The 19,143-nt window shown below is 66.7% G+C and carries 15 protein-coding genes and 1 pseudogene; 5 read left to right on the top strand and 11 right to left on the bottom strand.

Annotated elements, in window-relative coordinates; all coding sequences use genetic code 11:
• The first annotated feature begins 163 nt into the window (after positions 1–163).
• The 3 genes from AC1RKI_RS00580 (at position 164) to AC1RKI_RS00570 (ending at position 3,766) form a co-directional block, all read left to right on the top strand.
• The gene (locus AC1RKI_RS00580; RefSeq protein WP_341248629.1) at positions 164–2,248 is read left to right on the top strand and encodes a bifunctional 2',3'-cyclic-nucleotide 2'-phosphodiesterase/3'-nucleotidase; all 2,085 of its coding nucleotides are present in this window, start codon (positions 164–166) and stop codon (positions 2,246–2,248) included.
• 37 nt (positions 2,249–2,285) lie between these two features.
• Positions 2,286–3,140 (top strand): tetratricopeptide repeat protein, encoded by an 855-nt coding sequence (locus AC1RKI_RS00575; RefSeq protein WP_492794246.1) that lies wholly within the window; start codon positions 2,286–2,288, stop codon positions 3,138–3,140.
• Positions 3,141–3,214: 74 nt separating this feature from the next.
• Positions 3,215–3,766 carry a nucleoside 2-deoxyribosyltransferase gene (locus AC1RKI_RS00570; protein WP_492794248.1) on the top strand — a complete coding sequence of 184 codons (552 nt, stop codon included), beginning with the start codon at positions 3,215–3,217 and terminating at the stop codon, positions 3,764–3,766.
• Positions 3,767–3,776: 10 nt separating this feature from the next.
• Here AC1RKI_RS00570 and AC1RKI_RS00565 read toward each other — a convergent pair whose 3' ends face one another.
• The 7 genes and pseudogenes from AC1RKI_RS00565 to AC1RKI_RS00535 form a co-directional block, all read right to left on the bottom strand.
• Positions 3,777–4,421: a PqiC family protein gene (locus AC1RKI_RS00565; RefSeq protein ID WP_492794250.1), complete on the bottom strand. Its 645-nt coding sequence runs from the start codon at positions 4,419–4,421 to the stop codon at positions 3,777–3,779.
• Positions 4,418–6,052 carry a PqiB family protein gene (locus AC1RKI_RS00560; RefSeq protein WP_492794252.1) on the bottom strand — a complete coding sequence of 545 codons (1,635 nt, stop codon included), beginning with the start codon at positions 6,050–6,052 and terminating at the stop codon, positions 4,418–4,420. The genes AC1RKI_RS00565 and AC1RKI_RS00560 overlap by 4 nt, the downstream gene beginning before the upstream one ends.
• Before the next feature lie 184 nt (positions 6,053–6,236).
• Positions 6,237–6,992: pseudogene (locus AC1RKI_RS00555) on the bottom strand (paraquat-inducible protein A); the annotation flags it as partial.
• Positions 6,989–7,672 (bottom strand): paraquat-inducible protein A, encoded by a 684-nt coding sequence (locus tag AC1RKI_RS00550; RefSeq protein WP_150979471.1) that lies wholly within the window; start codon positions 7,670–7,672, stop codon positions 6,989–6,991. The pseudogene AC1RKI_RS00555 and the gene AC1RKI_RS00550, both read right to left, overlap by 4 nt.
• Positions 7,673–7,703: 31 nt before the next feature.
• Positions 7,704–8,807, bottom strand: a complete 1,104-nt coding sequence (locus AC1RKI_RS00545; RefSeq protein WP_061958989.1) for an AI-2E family transporter — start codon at positions 8,805–8,807, stop codon at positions 7,704–7,706.
• Complete coding sequence (locus tag AC1RKI_RS00540; protein WP_492794255.1) at positions 8,785–10,032, bottom strand: HPP family protein; 1,248 nt, start codon at positions 10,030–10,032, stop codon at positions 8,785–8,787. Before AC1RKI_RS00540 ends, AC1RKI_RS00545 begins: the two co-directional genes overlap by 23 nt.
• Before the next feature lie 125 nt (positions 10,033–10,157).
• A complete protein-coding gene (locus tag AC1RKI_RS00535; RefSeq protein WP_061958961.1) occupies positions 10,158–10,580 on the bottom strand; it encodes an Lrp/AsnC family transcriptional regulator in 423 nt (140 codons plus the stop codon).
• A gap of 233 nt (positions 10,581–10,813) precedes the next feature.
• Here AC1RKI_RS00535 and AC1RKI_RS00530 point away from each other — a divergent pair, with 233 nt between their 5' ends.
• Both AC1RKI_RS00530 and ocd read left to right on the top strand, forming a co-directional pair.
• The gene (locus AC1RKI_RS00530) at positions 10,814–11,692 is read left to right on the top strand and encodes a dimethylarginine dimethylaminohydrolase family protein (protein ID WP_061958962.1); all 879 of its coding nucleotides are present in this window, start codon (positions 10,814–10,816) and stop codon (positions 11,690–11,692) included.
• A gap of 9 nt (positions 11,693–11,701) precedes the next feature.
• The gene (gene ocd, locus AC1RKI_RS00525; RefSeq protein WP_280519604.1) at positions 11,702–12,817 is read left to right on the top strand and encodes an ornithine cyclodeaminase; all 1,116 of its coding nucleotides are present in this window, start codon (positions 11,702–11,704) and stop codon (positions 12,815–12,817) included.
• A 238-nt stretch (positions 12,818–13,055) separates the two neighbouring features.
• Here ocd and AC1RKI_RS00520 read toward each other — a convergent pair whose 3' ends face one another.
• From AC1RKI_RS00520 to AC1RKI_RS00505, 4 genes are all read right to left on the bottom strand, one after another.
• Complete coding sequence (locus AC1RKI_RS00520) at positions 13,056–13,655, bottom strand: helix-turn-helix domain-containing protein (RefSeq protein WP_061958964.1); 600 nt, start codon at positions 13,653–13,655, stop codon at positions 13,056–13,058.
• A gap of 517 nt (positions 13,656–14,172) precedes the next feature.
• A complete protein-coding gene (locus AC1RKI_RS00515; RefSeq protein WP_084004172.1) occupies positions 14,173–15,546 on the bottom strand; it encodes a sigma-54-dependent transcriptional regulator in 1,374 nt (457 codons plus the stop codon).
• Positions 15,536–17,419, bottom strand: coding sequence for a sensor histidine kinase (locus AC1RKI_RS00510; protein WP_061958965.1), 1,884 nt, complete (start codon positions 17,417–17,419; stop codon positions 15,536–15,538). The genes AC1RKI_RS00515 and AC1RKI_RS00510 overlap by 11 nt, the downstream gene beginning before the upstream one ends.
• A gap of 338 nt (positions 17,420–17,757) precedes the next feature.
• Positions 17,758–19,065, bottom strand: a complete 1,308-nt coding sequence (locus AC1RKI_RS00505; RefSeq protein WP_061958991.1) for a dicarboxylate/amino acid:cation symporter — start codon at positions 19,063–19,065, stop codon at positions 17,758–17,760.
• Positions 19,066–19,143: the final 78 nt, after the last annotated feature.

Raw genomic sequence — 19,143 nt, 5'->3', positions numbered from 1 at the left:
GTTGATTCCGCAAGTTCGATGCGGACGATAAATATGTGGTTTTTGCCATATTGTGACGATTGTCACGAGAATGACGCCGTTTCGCCACTTTCCTGCCATCGCGGATTCCCACAATTGCAGGCGCGGCAGACAAACAAAAAACACATCACAGGGAATCCGAACCATGCAATTTCATCGCATCCGGACCGCGGCGGGCATCGCCGCGCTGGCCGGCGTAACGGCGTTGGCGTTGGCTGCCTGCGGCTCCGACGACAACAATGCCAACAACGGCAACGGCGGCAATAACAGCGGCAACGGCACGCCCGCCCAAATCGCCGCCGGCACCAAGACCACCCTGGCGCTGCTGGAGACCACCGACCTGCACACCAACGTCCTCAGCTATGACTACTTCAAGCTGGCCGAAGACAAGTCGCTGGGCTTCGAGCGCGTGTCCACGCTGATCAAAGCGGCGCGCCAGGAATTCCCGAACAGCCTGCTGCTCGACAACGGCGACACGATCCAGGGCACGGCGCTGTCCGACTACCAGGCGCTGGTCAAGCCGGTGTCGTGCAATGAAACGCTGGCGATGTACAAGGTGATGAACGCGGCCAGCTATGACGGCGGCGGCATCGGCAATCACGAATTCAACTATGGCCTGCAGTATCTGAGCCAGGTCACTGGCAACCGCTTCAACGTCGACGGCCTGCCCGAGCCGGCCGCGCAAACCACCTGCGCCGGACCGAAGTTTCCTCAGGTGCTGGCCAACGTCTACAGCGTCAAGACGCGCCAGCCGCTGTTCCAGCCGTATGCGATCCTGACCCGCACGCTCAGCGCCACGGGCCCCGACGGCAAACCTGTGTCCGCGCAGGTCAAGGTCGGCATCATCGGCTTTGCGCCGCCCGCGATCCTGAGCTGGGACAAACGCTGGCTCGACGGCAAGGTCTACACCGAAGGCGTGGTGGAAACCGCGCAGAAATATATCCCCGAGATGCGCGCAAAGGGCGCCGACCTGATCGTGGTGATCTCGCACGGCGGACTCGATAATTCGACCTATTCGCCAACGATGGAAAACGGCAGCTATCACCTGTCGAAGGTCGATGGCGTCGACGCCATGCTGATCGGCCACTCGCACCAGATCTTCCCCGATGCCGCCAGCACGGTAGGCCAATTCAACCTGCCGGGCGTCGACAAGGTCAAGGGCACGGTCAATGGCGTGCCGACGGTCATGGCCAACTACTGGGGCAAGCATCTTGGCGTCGTCAACCTGGCGCTGAACCATGACGGCAAGAAATGGAATGTCGACCGCGCCAATACAAAGGTCGAAGCGCGCTCGATCCAGAACGCCGACAAATCCTATGTGGCGGCCGACGCCAGCGTCGCGCCCGCGATCGACACGGAGCACCAGGCCACCATCCAGTACGTGAAGACGCCGATCGGCTCGACCAACTACCGCATGACGAGCTATTTCGCCGATGTGGGCGATCCCGGCGCGATCCAGATCGTCAACATGGCGCAGGCCGCGTATGTGAAGGACTACATCGCCGCCAACCTGCCCGCGCTGGCGTCGCTGCCGGTGCTGTCGGTGTCGGCGCCGTTCAAGAGCGGCTTTGGTGGCGGTAACGACTACACCGACGTTGCCGCGGGCAACCTGGCCATCAACAACGCGGCCGACCTGTACCTGTATCCGAACACCGTGTACGCGGTGAAGGTCAATGGCGACGAGGTCAAGGCGTGGCTGGAAACGGCTGCCAAGCGGTTCAACCAGATCGATCCGGCAAAAACCACCGAGCAGCCGCTGATCAGCACCTTCCCGGGCTACAACTTCGATATGTTCACTGACCCGGACATGCAGTATGAGATCGATGTGACCCAGCCCGTGGGTAGCCGCATCAAGAACCTGACGTACCAGGGCGCGCCGGTCACGTCCGCGATGAACTTCATCGTGGCGACCAACAACTATCGCGCCAGCGGCGGCGGCAACTTCCCGGGGCTCGACGGCACCAAGACGGTCTACGCGTCGCCCGATGCCAACCGCGACGTGCTGATTTCGTACATCAAGAACGTCGGGGCGTTGACGCGCGCCACCAACGGCAGCGCGCGCAGCTGGCACTTCACCAAAGTGGCCACCGCCGGCGACGTGGTGTTCAGTTCCGCGGTGGGCGTGCAGGCGCTGGCCGTGGCAGGCGGCGTGGCAGGCGTCACGCTGCTGGCCGCCGACGACGGGTCCGGCAAGAATCTGTCGAAGTACAAAATCGACCTCAACCAGTAAGCCGGCGCGGCCGCCCATTCCGTCCCCGATCGCAACGATGCAAGCCACTGTTTCCGGCGCCAGCGCCACCATCACCACCCACGCGGCCGGCGCCGCCGTGCCGGCCGTGCGCGGCACGGCACGGCGCCTGCCACGCATGCATCCGCTGTTTGCCGCGGCGTCGCTGGCTGTGGCGATCGCTGCGGCGGGCGTCGCCGGCGCGGCGCTCTGGCGGCACAAATCCGACGCGCGCCAGATCGAAATCGCCCAATGGCAGCGGCTGGCCGCCTCCACGGGCGATGCGCCGTCGCTGCGCCAGCTTGCCATGGCTGCCGCCGCGGGCGAGACGGCGGCGCGCGCTGCACTGGGAGAAACGCTGATGTCGCAGTCCGACGCCGCCGCGCGTGCGCAAGGCGAGCGCTGGCTGCGCATGGCAGCCGAAGCCGGCCACGCTCGCGCCCAATTCGTGCTTGGCAAGGCCGCGATGCTCGGCGGACTGGCGTCGGGCCAAGCCGATTTTGCGCTGGCATGGCAGCAGTTGCAGCCGGCTGCGCAGGCGGGCGATGTCGGCGCCGCCTACTATCTGGGCCTGCTGTATCGCGGCGGCCATGGTCGTGACGCCAATCCGGCCGAAGCGGCGCGCTGGCTGCGGGCGGCTGCCGAAGGCGGGGTGGCGCAGGCGATGTTCCTGCTGGCCAATGCCTACCGCGCAGGCGACGGCGTGCCGCGCGACGACGCGCGCGCGCTGGTGTGGTATCAGGCCGCCGCCGAACGCGAGCATCCGGCGGCCACGCAGGCGCTGGCGATGGCGTATCGCGACGGCGAACTGGGCCTCGCACCCGACGCCGAGAACTATCGCCAGCACATGGCCGAGGCCGCGCACGCGCTCAAGCATCCAGCGCTCAATCCCTAGCGTTCGGCCAGGCGGATTCGGCGCGACCGGGCAAGGCCTGCGGTATGCTTCATGCCGTCCCCACGGAGGCGCCCATGAAGACCATTTACCTCGCCGGTTTCGCCGTATTTCGCAAGGATGCGCTCGCCTGGGGCGAGCATCTGAAGGCGCTCTGCGCGCGGCACGGCTTCGAAGGGCTGTATCCGCTCGACAAGGCCGCGCCGAAAGGGCTGTCCGGTCCCGACACCGCGCAATGGATCTACGAGGCCAATGTCGCGCTGATCCGGCGCGCCGATATCGTGATGGCCAACCTCGACGACTTTCGGGGCCCTGGCGAGCCCGACAGCGGCACGGCGTTCGAAGTCGGCTTTGCCGTGGCGTTGCAAAAGCCCGTGTGGGGGTATGCCGCCGACGCGCGCGCGCTGATCGAGCGCGTGCGCGACTCTACCGACGACGATGGTGAGGCGCGCGATGCGCGCGGCTATGTGGTCGAGAATTTCGGCCTGCCGATCAACCTGATGCTCGCGTGCAGCGTGCGGCTGGTGCATGGCGATGCCGAGGCGTGTCTTGCCGCGATGGCCGAAGCGGACCGCCGGCGCATCGCGCGGCGCGCGCAGGCGTCAATGCAGGGCGGCCCGGAGGACTAGGCGCGAACGCTCAGCGCAGCGGCGGGTTGCCGCTCTGCACGCGCAGCGACTGCACGCCGCCGGCAATCTCCGCAGCGGTCGCCGCCACGATCTGGCGATACGCGTTGACCAGGCCGTCGGCCTCGCCCGGCGCCGGCAGATCGGATTCCGTGCGGCCGCTCAGCACCTTGCCATCGGGCAGGCGGCGCACTGCCCAGACGATGGTCGCGGCGGCGCGCTGGCCCATGCTGGCGTCAAGCCTGACCACTTCGGTCGTGACGCGGAACACGGGCTCCACATCGGACAAACCTTGCTGGTAGGTATCCACCGCGCCCAACTGCGTCTGTAATTGCTGCGACAGCGCATCGCGCAGTTCGTCGGGCAGCGGCGCGGACCAGCGCGACAGGTCCAGCAGCCTGATCTGGCCGGTATCGCCGTCGGACACCACAAACTGCGCGCGATTGAGCCGTTCGGGCACCCTTACCGGCGCGACCTCGATCCAGACCGGCTGGGCCGTGGCCGGCGCGGCGCGCGATGGGCCACTCGACGCGCCTGCCGTGGCGGCCTGCGTGGCGCCGCCGCTGGCCAGCGTGTAGTAGCGCGGTTCGGGCGATGCACAGCCGCCCAGCCATGCGGCGGCCAATGCCATCGAGGCAACCATCAGCGTGCGTTTCATTTGTCCTTCTCCGTCTTGCCGCGCAGCAGTGCTTCGGGGTGCCGCTCCAGATAATCGGTCAGCGCACGCAGCGACACCGCGGTGCGCGTCAGTTCCTGCAGCATGCGCCGCGTGTCCTGCTGCAGCGGCGCATCGGACGCCAGCGTGCCGTTGGCCGCCGTGAGCGTGCGCCGCGCGTCCTGCAGCGCGGCCAGCACCTGCGGCGCCACGTCGCCGTTGAGCTGCGCCACGAGCTTGTCGGCGGTGTCGATCATCTTGTTCATCGACACCATGGCGGTGCGGGCTTCCTGACCGATCTGGTCGAACGGCACCTTGTCGATCTTGTTGACGATATCGCCAAGCTTGGCCTGCAGTTCGTCGAATGTGCCGGGCGTGGTCGGGAATTCAGGCATCGGCGCGTTGACGTCGATGTCCTTGGCCGGCGGCGCCTTCGGGAAGAAGTCGAGCGCCACGTAAAGCTGGCCGGTCAGCAGGTTGCCGGTGCGCAACTGCGCGCGCATGCCGCGCTTGACCAGCGCCTGCACGATGACGTGCTTGCGCGCTTGATCCACTACGTCGCGTTCGCGGAAGCCCATGCGCGATGGATATAACTCCACCACCACCGGCATGCGGAAGGCTTTCTTGTCGCGCTGGTATTCAATGCCGATCGAGCGCACCTGGCCGACGATCACGCCGCGGAAGTCGACCGGAGCACCCGGCGTCAGGCCGCGTACCGACTGGTCGAAGTTGAGCACGGCCAGCGCGGGCGCAATTTCATCGCGTTCCTTCATTGCTTCGCCCTGGTCCGCGGCCAGCAGGAATTGCGTGTTTTCGGCTGCGGCTTCCTGTGCGTCGCTGTTGTCCGGCGCCTGGAACGCCACGCCGCCGAGCAGCACCGTCACCAGCGACTGCGTGGACAACTTCAGCCCGCTGGCATCGAGCTTCAGGTCGACGCCGCTGGCGTGCCAGAAGCGCGTGTCGGCAGTGACCAGCTTGTCATAGGGCTTGTTGACGAACACGCGCAGCGTGATGTCGCGCCCGTTCGGCTCCAACTGGTAGGCGACAACCTGCCCAACCTGCACGCGACGATAGTAGACCGGCGAGCCGATATCGAGCGACCCGAGGTCCTGCGCGCGCAGCACGAACTGCCGTCCGGAGGCGTCGGTGGTGACCACCGGCGGCACTTCCAGTCCGGTGAAGCTGCGCCGGCTCTCGGCGGACTTGCCGGCATCGACGCCGATGTAGGCGCCCGACAGCAGCGTCTCCAGGCCGGATACGCCGCTGATGGCAAAGCGCGGCCGCACCACCCAGAAGCGCGTGTCCTTGACCGCGAAGCTTTCGGCGTCCTTGGTCAGTTCGATAATGGCCGCGACATGGGACCGGTCCGAGGCGAGCCGTACCGATTTGACCAGTCCGATATCGACGTCCTTGTAGCGCACGGCGGTCTTGCCCGGCGTCAGGCCCTCGGCCGTGCTGAACGTGACGGTGATCTCCGGGCCGCGCGACGCCAGCGTGTTGATCAGCAGCGAAATGCCGACCACGGCCGCGACGATCGGAATCAGCCAGACCAGCGACGGCAGCCAGCGCGCGCGCCGCTTGCGCGCGGGTTGCGGCACGCCGGAGGGTGGGGAAGGGAGATCAGGATCGGGCATTGTCGGATTCCGGCAGATTCGGCAGATTCGGCGGACGGTGGATGTTCACGTCCGCGCGGGTGTCGGCATGGGCGGCGGTATGTGCCGCAACGTTTGCTGTAGTCCTGGTCGCGCCATTCGGCGCGGGATTCGGCGCGGGATTTGGTGCGGCGTCGCCTGGATTGGCGTCGCCTGGCCGCGCGCGTTCGAGCGAATCCCACAGCAGGCGCGGGTCGAAGCTCAGTGACGCCAGCATGGTCAGCACCACCACCGAGGCAAAGGCCAGCGCCCCGCCGCCGGGGATGATCGTGGCCAGCGCACCGGCCCGCACCAGCGAGGCCAGCAGCGCCACGACAAAGATATCGAGCATCGACCAGCGCCCGATGATCTCGACCAGCCCATACAGGCGTGTCTGCTGGCGCAGCCGCCAGCCGGAGCCGAAGTGCACCGAGACCAGCAGCAGCGTCAGGATCATCATCTTCAGCAGCGGCACCACGATGCTGGCGATCAGCACCACCCCGGACAGCAGATGCGATCCGGACAGCCACAGATAGATCACGCCGGACATGATGGTGTCGCGCTGCGTGCCGAGGATCGACTCGGTCACCATCACCGGCAGCAGATTGGCGGGGATGTACAGGATATATGCAGCCAGAAGGAAGGCCCAGGTGCGCGCCACGCTGGCGGGCTTGCGATGATGGAGCGTTGCGCCGCAGCGCGGACACGGCTCGCCTTCGAGCGCGATCGGGCTGACGAGGTCGCAGGCGTGGCACGACAGCAGCCCGCGCGACGCCGCCGTGGGTACCTGCGGCAGCGGCTGGTCCTCGTCGTCGTCGGTCAGGTCGGCCACCACGCCGGCGGCCAGGCGGCGCGACCGCGCCAACTGCTCGCGCGCCAGCGCCGCGCGCGACTTGCGCGACGCGCCGGCTGGCCGAGGCGGTTCCGGTGGCGGCAGGCTCATGGCGATGGGTTCACCGGCGGTTGCGGCGGCACTTCGTCGGCACCGGCCGGTTCGAGGTAATGCCAAAGGTCGCGCGGATCGAACGACAGCATGGCGGCCAGCACCACCACCAGTGCGCCGAATGACCACAGCGCGACGCCGGGCAGCACCTGCGCCATGGTCGACAGCTTCACCACCGTCACCAGCACGCCGATCATGAAGACCTCGATCATGCCCCACGGCCGGGTCTGGCGGATGCCGCGCACGATGCGCTCGAACCCGGGCGGCATGTGCCGGCGCGCCATCGGCACCAGCAGATAACACATCATCAGCATCTCGGAGAGCGGAAACAGGATCGTGGTGCCGAACACGAGCATCGCCACCAGCGTCATGTGGTCGGCATGCAGCGCCTGCACGGCGCCCCACAGCGTGGTCGCGGTCCGCACGCCCTTGAGGTCCATCTCGACGATCGGATAGGTATTCGAGATCAGGAACAGGATCAGCGCCGTCACCACCAGCGGCAGCAGGCGACGGTAGGCGCGCGAGCTTTCGCGATACAGCGCACCGCCGCAGCGCACGCACACGGCGCGCTCGCCCGGTTCCAGCGCAGTGCGCTCATGGAGCGCATCGCAGTACTCGCACGCCACCAGCCGGTGCAGGTCCTGCGTCGGGTCGCCGGGCGTTGCGATCGGTTGCGTCATGCGTTGGATGTCGGCAGTTGCGCGGGGCGGATCATGCGTCAGGGGTCAGCTGCGTGGGCGGTGCCGGTGTGACCGCAGTGACGGCCGGGCGTTCCTGCGACCCGACGGTCCAGTCGCGCAGCAGCGCATAGGCCACCGCCAGCATGGTCGGGCCCAGGAAGACGCCGAGAAAGCCGAATGCCAGTGCGCCGCCAAGCACGCCCATCATGATCCAGATCAGCGGCAGGCTGGTGCCCTTGCTGATCAGAAGCGGCTTGATCACGTTGTCGGCCATGCCTACCACCACGCCGCCCCACACCACCATGAAGATGGCCCAGGCGGTTTCGCCGCCGTGATAGAGCCACAGCGCGGCGGGAATCCACACCAGCGGCGGCCCCATCGGCACCACCGACAGGAAGAACGTGATGAAGCCGAGGATGGCCGCGCCGGGCACGCCCGCGATCCAGAAGCCAACGCCCGCCAGCACGGCCTGTACGAACGCCGTGCCGAGCACGCCGTAGACCACGCCCTTGACCGTGCCCCCGGCCAGCGCCAGCAGGTGGTCAGCGCGCTCGCCCGCGACCCGGCGCATGCCGCCGCGCACCCAGTCGACGGCCAGCTCGCCGCCGGTATAGAAGAAAAACGCCAGCACGATCGACAGCGCCAACTGGCCCAGCCCGGCGCCGATCGACAGGCCCGCGCCCAGCAGCGCATGCCCAACGGGTGCGATCAGCTTGCGCAGGTTGGCCACCATGTCGGAATCGGCGTGGATCACCTGATCGTAGGCCGATTGCAGTTGCGGCCCCACATACGGCAGGCTGCTGAGCCACTCGGGCAACTGCGGCAGCCCGCGTTCGGCGTAGCGGTTGACCAGTGCAGTCAGTTCGTCGATATGTGCGGAGAAGCTTGCGCCGGCATAGACGAACGGGCCCAGCACGATGACCGTGGCGATCAGCACGCAGAGCAGCGCCGCCAGGCCGCGCCGATTGCCCAGCCAGCGCGTCAGCACCGTATACGGGTACCACGAGCTGTAGGCCAGGATCGCGCCCCACAGCAGCGCGGTGGCGAATGGCGCCAACACCAGCAGCGATCCGCCGATCAGCACGATCAATGCAAAAACCGCGGCAAGCTTTTCAATCAGTTGTCCGGAACTCATCGTCGTGCGCCGGCCCACGGCGTCCATGTTGCGAGAACGCCGTAAGCATAGCGGAATTCGATGAGCGGGCTTTGGGGTTTTCCCTTGCGTTAGCGGCCGTGGCCACGCCGGTGTTGTGCAGCAGGGCGGCTACGAGGTCCGATTGGGTGACCATGCCGACCACGCGCCTGTCGGCGTCGAGCACCGGCACGTGGTGCAGGCCGCCATCGGAAAAGGCCTGCGCCAGATCGACAATCGGCTGGTCGGCGCGCGCCGTGACGACCGCTCGCGTCATCAGGTCGCGCACCGCGCCATTGACGCGCCGCGAGTTGACGCGATGCGCGCGGAAGAAGTCGCTTTGCGTGACGATGCCCAGCAGACGGCGCTGACGATCCACCACCGGCAGCGCCTTGATGTGATGGCGCGTCAGCAGCGCCGCCGCATCGGCGGCGAGCTGGCCGGGACGCACCGCCACCACGTCGCGCGACATGATGTCGTCGCAGCGCACCTCGCCAAAGCGGCGCGAATAGGCGCGCAGCTCCGCCGCCACCAGGATCGCTTCGAGATCATCTTCTTCGATATCGAGGAATTCGCCGCGCGCCTGCAACACCGCGTCGAGGTCGGCCCGCGTGACGCCAAGCCGCTTGCTGGGCGGCGCGTCGCTGGTGTGATGGTGCGTGGCGGTTTCCGGCGGGCGGTGCGGATAGCGGCGGCGGGTGACGTTGTTGAACGCCAGCGCGGTCAGCAGCAGCAACATCGAATTGATCGCCACGGGCATCACCACGAAGCCGAATCCCAGCGCGTGCACGGCCGGGCCGCCAAACACCGCGGTCACTGCCACTGCGCCGCTGGGCGGGTGCACGCAACGCAACTGGAACATCAGCGCGATGGCGCCGGCCACCGCCACGCCGGCCGCCAGTCCAGGGTCGGGAATCCACTGCGCGCAGGCCACGCCCATCGTCGCGGCCACCAGATTGCCGCCGACGATCGCCCATGGCTGCGCCAGCGGACTGGCCGGCACACCGAACAGCAATACCGCCGATGCGCCCATCGGGGCGATGAACCACGGGTTGAAGCCTTGCAGAAACTGGCGACTGATCCACTCGGTCAGAAACAGTCCGATCAACGCGCCCACGCAACTCTTGATGCGCTCGCGGCGGCTGGCCGTAATCGGCATCGGGACGAAAGTGCGTAACCACGCACGCGCGTCGGCAAAGGAACGGGATGGATCAAATGCGGCGGGCATCGAAGTCGGTGGGCTGGGGGCAGGGGCGTTGGGGCGCCACGTCGCGTGGCGCGGGCAGGCGAATATATCATGACGTGATATATATCGCTGGCCGCAGGCCGGTCGGGCAACGTGGCCCGCATCGGTCAGAGTTTGTAGCTCGACAGCAAAATGCTGGTCTCGGTGGCCGCGATGCCGTCGATCAGGCGGATCCGGTCGAGCGTGCGGTCGAACTGCTCCAGTGTGTCGGCACGCAGTTCAGCGATGATGTCCCAACGGCCGTTGGTGGTGTGCAGCGTCTGCACGCTGGGATCGCCGCGCAGCGCCTGCAGCACCTGGCGCCCTTTGTTGCCTTCCACGGCCACCGTCATCCATGCGCGGATCCGGTGTGGTTCTGCCTCGGGCTTGAGCCGCACGGTGTAGCCGACGATCTGCCCGTCCTTTTCCAGTTTCTCGATGCGGTTCTGAACCGTGGCGCGCGACACGCGCAGCGCCTTGGCCAGCGCCGTTACGGGCGTGCGTGCGTTGTCACGCAGTAGCCCCAGCAGTTGACGATCCGTCGCATCCATCGCGCTCTCCCAGGCCCATTCGCGGCGATGCTGGCATATTGCCAGCCAGATGCGGCGAATTGTTTAGCGAACATAGCAATTTGTCCAGTTTGCTAACTATTCGTTGGCGCACGTGGGCATCACAATCCACAGCATGGCACCCGCCGCGCGCCGCCGGCTTTGCGCCGCGTGTCCCAGCCGTCCGAGCCAGACAAGTCCGATATCGAGGAATCCGTCAACCGAGGAGCGCCGCCGTGATAGACCGTCCCACCATTCTGCTGATCGCCCCGACGCATTACGACGTGTCCTACAGCATCAATCCGTGGATGGATCCGCAGGCGTGGTCGCGCGATCCGCGCGGCATGCACCGTCAGGCGGTGGCGTCGTTCGAGGCGCTGCGGCACGCGCTGGAGGCGTCGGGCTTTGCCGTCGAGGTGGCGCAGGGCGCGCCGGGTCAGCCCGACATGGTGTTTCCGGCCAATGCAGCCGTGGTGCTCGACGGCAAGGCCGTGCTGGCGCGCTTCCGCTATCCGCAGCGGCGCGGCGAGGAAGCGCCGTTCGCCGCCATCTTCGACACGCTGCGCGCGCGCGGACTGATCGACAGCGTGGCGATGTTGCCAGAGGGTTGTTACCAGGAAGGCGCGGGCGATTGCATCTGGGATGCGCAGCGTGGCCACTTCTGGGCCGGCTTCGGCCCACGCTCGTCGCGCAAGGCGGCCGCGGCGATGTCGCGCCATTTCGACCGCGACGTGGTGGCGCTGGAACTGGCGACCGAGCAAAGCTATCACCTCGATGTCTGCTTCTGTCCGCTGGCGGGGGGCGAGATCCTCTACTACCCGCCGGCTTTCACGGCCGCCGCGCTGCAGGCGCTGCATGCGCGCGTGCCGGTGGCGCAGCGCATCGAAGCCACCGAGGACGATCTGCGCCACTTCAGTGTCAATGCGGTGAATCTGCACGATCAGGTGGTGATGACGCGCACTACGCCGCATCTGCGCGATGAATTGGCACGGCGCAGCTATCGGCTGCGGGAGGTCGACCTTGCACCGTACATGATGTCCGGCGGCGGCGCCTATTGCATGACGCTGCGGCTGGACCGCACCAGCGCGCCGGTGCGGCGCGCGGTGGCCGCATGAGGAGCCGCCATGAAACCAGCGCTTGCGAAACCCATCGCGATGACGCGATTTCTTGACGCGAACGATGTCGCGGCACTGGTGCGCGGCATCGGCGTGGCCGAAGCCATCGTCCAGGTGGCCGCGTGCGTCCGGCAGGACTTCTCCCGCTGGGCCGATTTCGAAAAATCGGCGCGACTGGCAAGCCATTCGAGCGTCGGCGTGATCGAGCTGATGCCCGTCAGCGACGGCACGCACTACGCCTTCAAGTACGTGAACGGGCACCCGCGCAATGCGCAACTCGCGCTGCCCACGGTCATGGCGTGCGGCATGCTGGCCGAGGTGGCGACTGGCTTTCCAATATTGCTGGCTGATCTGACGCTGGCCACCGCACTGCGCACCGCGGCGACATCGGCGCTGGCCGCGCAGGCCATGGCACGGCCGGGCGCGCGCACCATGGCGTTGATCGGCAATGGCGCGCAGGCCGAATTCCAGACACTGGCGTTTCACGCCATGCTGGGTGTCGATACGGTCCGCGCGTTCGACATCGATGCGTCGGCCACGGCGCGATTGATGCGAAATCTGGCAGGTGTGGCGGGTTTGTCGATTCATGCCGCGACATCGGTTGACGACGCCTTGCAGGGGGCCGATATCGTGTCCACAGTCACTGCCGACAAGACGCGCGCCACGATCCTGCGCGCCGAAATGGTGCGGCCGGGCATGCATCTGAATGCGGTGGGTGGCGACTGCCCGGGCAAGACCGAGCTTGACGCCGATATCCTGCGCCGTGCGCGCATTGTGGTCGAGTACGCACCGCAATCGCGCATCGAAGGCGAGATCCAGCAATGGCCAGAGGCGCCGGTGAGCGAGCTGTGGGAAGTGCTGAGCGGAGCGGCACCGGGGCGCGTCAACGATGCCGACGTGACGGTGTTCGATTCGGTCGGCTTCGCGCTCGAGGATTACGCGGCGCTGCGCTGGCTGCATGCCGCCGCCATGGCGCGCCACGCCGGACGTTATGTGGAACTGGTTGCGATGGCGCCCGATCCGCGCGACCTGTATGGCTGGATGATGGCGGGCGATGTCAGTGCTGGCACACCCGGCGTGCGCCCGGCGCAAATCGGCGAGGCGGCCAGTTTCGTCATGGCGTGAGCGCGCGGATGCGGGCCGCGCGCGGGCATGCATCGACGGGGCATGCGTCGATGTGACATCGGTCGTAGCCGCGTGCAAGCGACGTCGATCGTCGCCGCCCGGATCGACGTCACTCAACCTATGTCCCGATCGACTTCCCCGATCGACGTCCCCGGATTAACGCCACATTAAGCGCCGCCCATGGAAAAACGGCCCGGAGGTAGGTCCGGGCCGTGCCATGTCGGGGAATTGCCGTGGGCTACGCGCCGGCGCGTCCCATCATCAGCTGCGCGCGCAGAAAGCCTTTGATCTCTTCCAGCGACGGCGTCTTCAGGAACACCATGATGCCCCATTGCTGCAGTGCATCGGCCACGCCGTCATAGGCCTGGCGATTGGTGATGACCGCGAAGATCACGCGTTGCCGCGAGAAGAAATTCTGCAGCTTCTCGATCGTGGCCGATTCCGCGTCGTTCAGTTCTTCTACGTAGTAGAGCACCACGCGCGGCCGCGCATCGACCGATGTGATCACGGTATCCACGACGTCCTCGAGCACCTGGGTTTTCAACGGCAGCGACCACTTGCCCAACTGGGCGCTGATGCGCTGCGCTTCGGTATGGTTGGGATGGAAGACCACCAGGTCGAGGTTGTGCTCGATGGTGGTATCGGGAACCTGCCGGTTTGCCAGCAGACGGTGGACAGTTTCCTTGTGAATGCGCCGGTGTCCGCCATTGGTTTTCCACGCGCCAAGCTCGCCGCGTTCCACCATTTTCTGGACAGTGCCCAGCGATACGTTCAAGAGCTTCGCCGCTGTTCGCGTGCTGTAGTAAGGCTTTTCAGCCAGTTCTGGATCCAGTTTCATCCAATCACCCGTAGTATTTATCCGCAGCACAGCGAGACTTGCACGCTGTGTGGCGCCCTCGGACGCGCCACGTCAGTCATTGACCGGGCTGCCGTGTTGCTGACCCTGATGTTGACCCGCTCCCCGGCCGGTCTTGTTGATTTATTTGCAGCTTGTTGACGTAGCAACGGCTTCAGGTGGCCGGTACGTTCGATGTCGGCGATCTTTGCCGCCTGGCGGACGCAATCACTCACGCCCGGTCATCTCAATGCCAATAGTATGGCGTCATGGTGTAGCGCCGCCAGAGGGAAAACCAACGATGGCGTCACACTTTTGTTGCTTAACGAACATCGAGCCGAATCGGTGGACAAAATGTCATGACGACCGACATTTATCTCTTGGACGTTGTGCACCGGAGACAGACCTTCAATGCGCGGGGCGGGTTCCCCGTTGGCATACATTTGGTACATTGGGTGCGTTTGCGCACGCATTGCAGATAGATCGAGACACTCGATGACCGAAATCATGCAGTGCGTCATCACAGGCCGTACTTGCGCACCTTGTCGAACAGCGTTGTTTTGGCCACGCCCAGCGCCTCGCCGGCGCGCGTCAGGTTGCCGTCGTGACGGCGCAGGGCATCGGCAATCAGCGCGCGTTCGAATTGCTCGACGGCGCGCGGCAGCGGCAGCGCGGCTGGCGGCGCGGTGTTCTGCACCGGATCGCAGCCCAGCCCGAGCACATGACGCTCCGCCAGATTTCGCAGTTCGCGCACATTTCCCGGCCACGGATATGCCACCAGCGCGGCCAGTTCGGCCGACGTGGCCGGCATCGCTTCGCGTTCGAAGCGCAGCGCGGCCTGCGCGACGAAATGTTCGAACAGCAAAGGCACGTCCTCGCGGCGTTCGCGCAATGGCGGCAACTCGAGCGTGACCACATTCAGGCGGTAATAGAGATCGGCGCGAAACTGGCCGGCATCGGCCAGCGCGCGCAGGTCGGCCTTGGTGGCGGCCACCACGCGCGTGTTGACCGGCACCGGCTGGTTTGAGCCGAGCCGCTCCACCACGCGTTCCTGCAGTACGCGCAGCAGCTTGATCTGCATTGGCATCGGCATGCTCTCGATTTCGTCGAGAAACAGCGTGCCGCCTTCCGCGTGTTCGATCTTGCCGATTCGCCGCTTGGCCGCGCCCGTGAACGCGCCGGCCTCGTGGCCGAAGATCTCCGACTCGAACAACTGCTCGGGCAGGCCACCGCAGTTGATCGGCACGAAATGCCGCGTGCGCCGGCCGCTGGCTTCGTGCAGGCAGCGCGCCACCAGTTCCTTGCCGGTGCCGGTCTCGCCGTGGATCAGCACGTTGGCCGCCGTGTCGCCAAGGCCGGCGATCATCTGGCGCAGCCGCTCGATGGCCGGCGAATTGCCGATCAGCCGTGCGGCCAGCCCTTCGCGGCCGGCCAGGCGCGCGCGCAGATCCGCCACCTCCAGCGCCAGGCGGCGCTTTTCCAGCGCGCGGCGGCAGGTGGCGACGAGGCGCTCGGGCGAGAACGGCTTTTCCAGGAAGTCGTAGGCGCCTTGCTTCATGGCCTGCACCGCCAGCGTGATATCGCCGTGGCCGGTGACCATGATGACCGGCAGCGTGGCGTCGCGCGCCGCCAGCGTGCGCAGCAGCGACATGCCGTCCGCGCCGGGCAGATGGATATCGCTGACCACGATCCCGGCGTAGCCGGCTTCAACCTCACGCAGCGCCGCTTCCGCGCTGGCCACCGCGCGCGTGGCGATGCCTTCGAGCGCGAGCGCCTGCTCGCAGCCCAGCCGCACATCGGCGTCGTCTTCGACGATCAGCACGCGCAACGCCTGCGGCGCGTCCGCCATGGTCGCGTCGTCGTCGCGCATCAATGCCACGGGTTCAGCCGACATGACGGTGCTCCTCGCGCGCCTGCGGCAGCGCCAGCGTGAAACACGCGCCACCGTCGGGATGGTTGATGGCGGTCAGGCTGCCGCCGTTTTCGTTCAGGATGCCGGCCGACAGCGTCAGCCCCAACCCCAGGCCTTCGCCCGCCGGCTTGGTGGTGAAGAACGGCTCGAACAGCCGCGCGAAAGCGGCTTCGGACAGACCCGGGCCGTTGTCGCGCACGGTCAGGTGCACCATGCCGCCCGCTTCATACGCATGCAGCGACAGTTGCGGATCGGGGCGGTCCTTGATCGCATCGAGCGCATTGCCGATCAGGTTGACCAGCACCTGTTCCAGACGATTCGGATCGCACGCCACGGCCAGATGTGGCTCGATGTCGCGTGCGATGCGCGGCCGGATTGCCGCCACGCGCGTTTCCAGCAGGAACAGCGCATTGTCGACCGCCTCGCCGAGGCGCGCGGCATGGCGCTGGCCCGCGGCGGGGTTGCGCGCGAAGGACCTGAGCGCGCCGGTGATGCGACCCATCCGTTCCACCAGGCCGACGATTTTTTCGAGATTGCCCTGGGCGGTCTGGTAATCGCCGCGCGCCATGAATTTTTCGGCGTTGCCGGACAGCGTGCGCAGGGCCGCCAGCGGCTGGTTCAGTTCATGCGCGATGCCGGCGGACATCTGTCCCACCGCTGCCAGCTTGCCGGCCTGCAGCAGCCCGTCCTGCGCCTGACGCAGCACCGCTTCGGTGCGGATCCGTTCGGCGACCTCGGCCTGCAACTGCTGGTTGGTGGCGGACAGGTCCGCGGTGCGCTCGGCGACCTTGCGCTCCAACTCGCTGTTGGCGGCCTCGAGCGCGGCGCGCGCCGCCTGCCGTTCGCTGGCGATGCGGCGCCGCACGTTCCACGCGGCGGCCAGCAGCAGCACGAAGGCGGCCAGCACGCCGGCCAGCGCCGCGCTGTTGAGCGCGGCCACGCGCGCCTGCGAGGTGTTGGTCAGCAGCGTCAGGTCCCAGTCGGTGCCGGGCAGGGCCAGATGCTGCGCCAGCATCGGCGGGCCCTGGCGCAGACGCACCAGGGCGTCGCCGCCCTGGGCCGGCCCGTTGGCGAGCGGGCGCACCAGGCTCAGCGCCAGCTGCGGCAAGGGCGCGCGATTGTATTGCAGATTGCGGTCGAGCCTGGCGCGCTGTTCGTCCGACAGCGGACGTAGCACGGCCAGTTTCCAGGACGGATCGGAGGCCAGGATCACCACGCCGTTTTCGTCGGCCAGCAGCATCTGACTGTCGTTGCCCTGCCAGCGGTTTTCGAGCGGTTCGAGTCCGATCTTGACCACTGCCACGCCCACCGGCCGGTCGCGGTCGCCAAGCGGCGCGGACAGGTAATAGCCCGATTCGCTGCGCGTGGTGCCCACGCCGTAGAAGCGGCCCAACTGGCCTTCGATGGCGCTGCGGAAATACGGGCGGAAGCTCAGGTCTTCGCCCAGGAAGCTGTCGGGGCGCTGATAGTTGCTGGTCGCCAGCACGCGGCCCTTGGCATCGAGCACATAGACCACACGCGTGCCGGCGCGGCCGTTCAGCGCGGCCAGGTATGCATTGGCCTGCGCCACGCGCTCGGGCGAGCGCGGATCGCGCAAGAGCGCGTCGATGCGCGCGTCGAGCGAAAGCAGGCTTGGCACATAGTCATAGCGCGCCAGCTCGCTTTCCAGCGCCTGCGCGTAGAGCCGCATCTGTACCTGCCCGCGCTCGGCCTGGCGGGCCAGCGCGGTGTCGAAGGTATAGCGATAGCCGAGCCAGCCGGCGCCCGTGACCAGGGCGGCCAGCGCGAGCAGGGCGACAAACGGGGCAACGCGGCGCCACGGCGACAACGCGCCGTCGGAAGGGGACACAATCATGGGATTCGGAAATGCGGACGTTGCCGGAGGTGGCGTATCGGACAGTTTGCTCGTCGACAAGCGTCGTCCAGGCCCTTTTACGGGCTTACACCGCCACCAGCAAGGCGACGTTTTACCACACCCCGCATTAGGCTCGCCTTAACCGCGGCCGATCCACGGACCTGCGGCGGAGCCATCGCGGCGTCTCGATGCGCGGCGATGGCACGCGACGGCGCCACGATCGCGCCCGGATCGGCAACCAAGTGGACATGCGCCGCACCGCGCTACGCGCCGCGCTGTAAACGCAAAAAGGCCCGGCCGCCTGATCGGCAGCCGGGCCCTGGCACGCCTGGCGCAGCTTACTTGCTGGCCAGCGCCTGAACGGGTGTCAGGCCGGCGCTACTGTCTTCGGAGGTGTCGGCCTCGTCCGATAGTTCCGGCGCGCCAATCGCGTTCTCGCTTTTGGCGACAACGGTCGTGGCAATGGCATTGCCAAGCACATTGGTTACGGTGCGGCCCATATCGAGGATATGGTCGATGCCGAGCACCAGCAGGATGCCGGCCTCGGGCAGTCCGAACATCGGCAGCACGGCTGCCACCACCACCAGCGACGCGCGTGGCACGCCGGCGATACCCTTGCTGGTCACCAGCAGCACCAGCAACATCGTGATCTGCTGCGTCAGCGACAGGTGGATGCCGTAGACCTGCGCCACGAACAGCGCGGCGAACGACGTGTACATGATCGATCCGTCCAGATTGAACGAATAGCCCAGCGGCAGTACGAAATTGGTGATGCGCGATTTCACGCCGAAACGGTTGAGCTGGTCGATCACCTTCGGATAGGCCGATTCGCTGCTGGCCGTGGCGAAGCCGATCATCAGCGGCGCGCGCAGCTGGCGGATCAGCCTGAAGATGTCGCGGCCCAGGAAGAAGTAGCCTCCGGCAATCAGCGCGATCCACAACAGCGCCAGCGACAGGTACACGCTGCCCAGCAACTTGGCGTAGACCACCAGCACGCCCAGGCCCTGGGCGGTGATCACGGCGGCCACGGCGCCGAACACGCCCAGCGGCGCAAACGCCATCACATAGTTGGTGACCTTGAGCATGATGTGGCCCAGCCCGTCGATGGTGGCCAGCACCGGCTTGCCCACGCCGTCCTTGAGCGTGCCCAGCGCGAAGCCGAAGAACAGCGAGAACACCACGATCTGCAGCACCTCGTTGGTGGCCATCGCCTCGGCAAAGCTTTTCGGGAACATGTGGGCGACGAAGTCGCGCAGGTTCAGCGCGCCGGTCTTCAGGTTGGACGCGGCATCGGCGGGCGGCAGCGGCAGGTTCATGCCATGGCCCGGCGCCAGCAGGTTGGCCATCACCAGGCCCAGCAGCAGCGACGTGATCGACGCGGCCATGAACCACGCCATCGCCTTCAGGCCGATGCGGCCCACGGTCTTGCCGTCGCCCATGCTGGCGATGCCGGACACCAGCGTGGCAAACACCAGCGGGCCGATGATCATCTTGATCATCCGCAGGAAGACGTCGGTCAGGATCGACAGATGGTCGGCGATCGATTTCGCGGTGGCCGCGTCCGGCGCCATGTTGTGCGCGGCGCTGCCGACGATCACGCCTAGCAGCATCGCAATGAAAATCAGGGTTGGCAGTCGTTTTGTCATCGTGGGTACATCCTCCTTTGTACTGAGCCCGTCCTGCGCGGCAATGGCTGCCTGCCTCAGCGGACGGATCGTGTGCCT

The organism is Cupriavidus sp. GW822-FHT06G04 (genome assembly GCF_058799075.1).
This window is presented reverse-complemented; position numbering and strand designations above follow the sequence as displayed.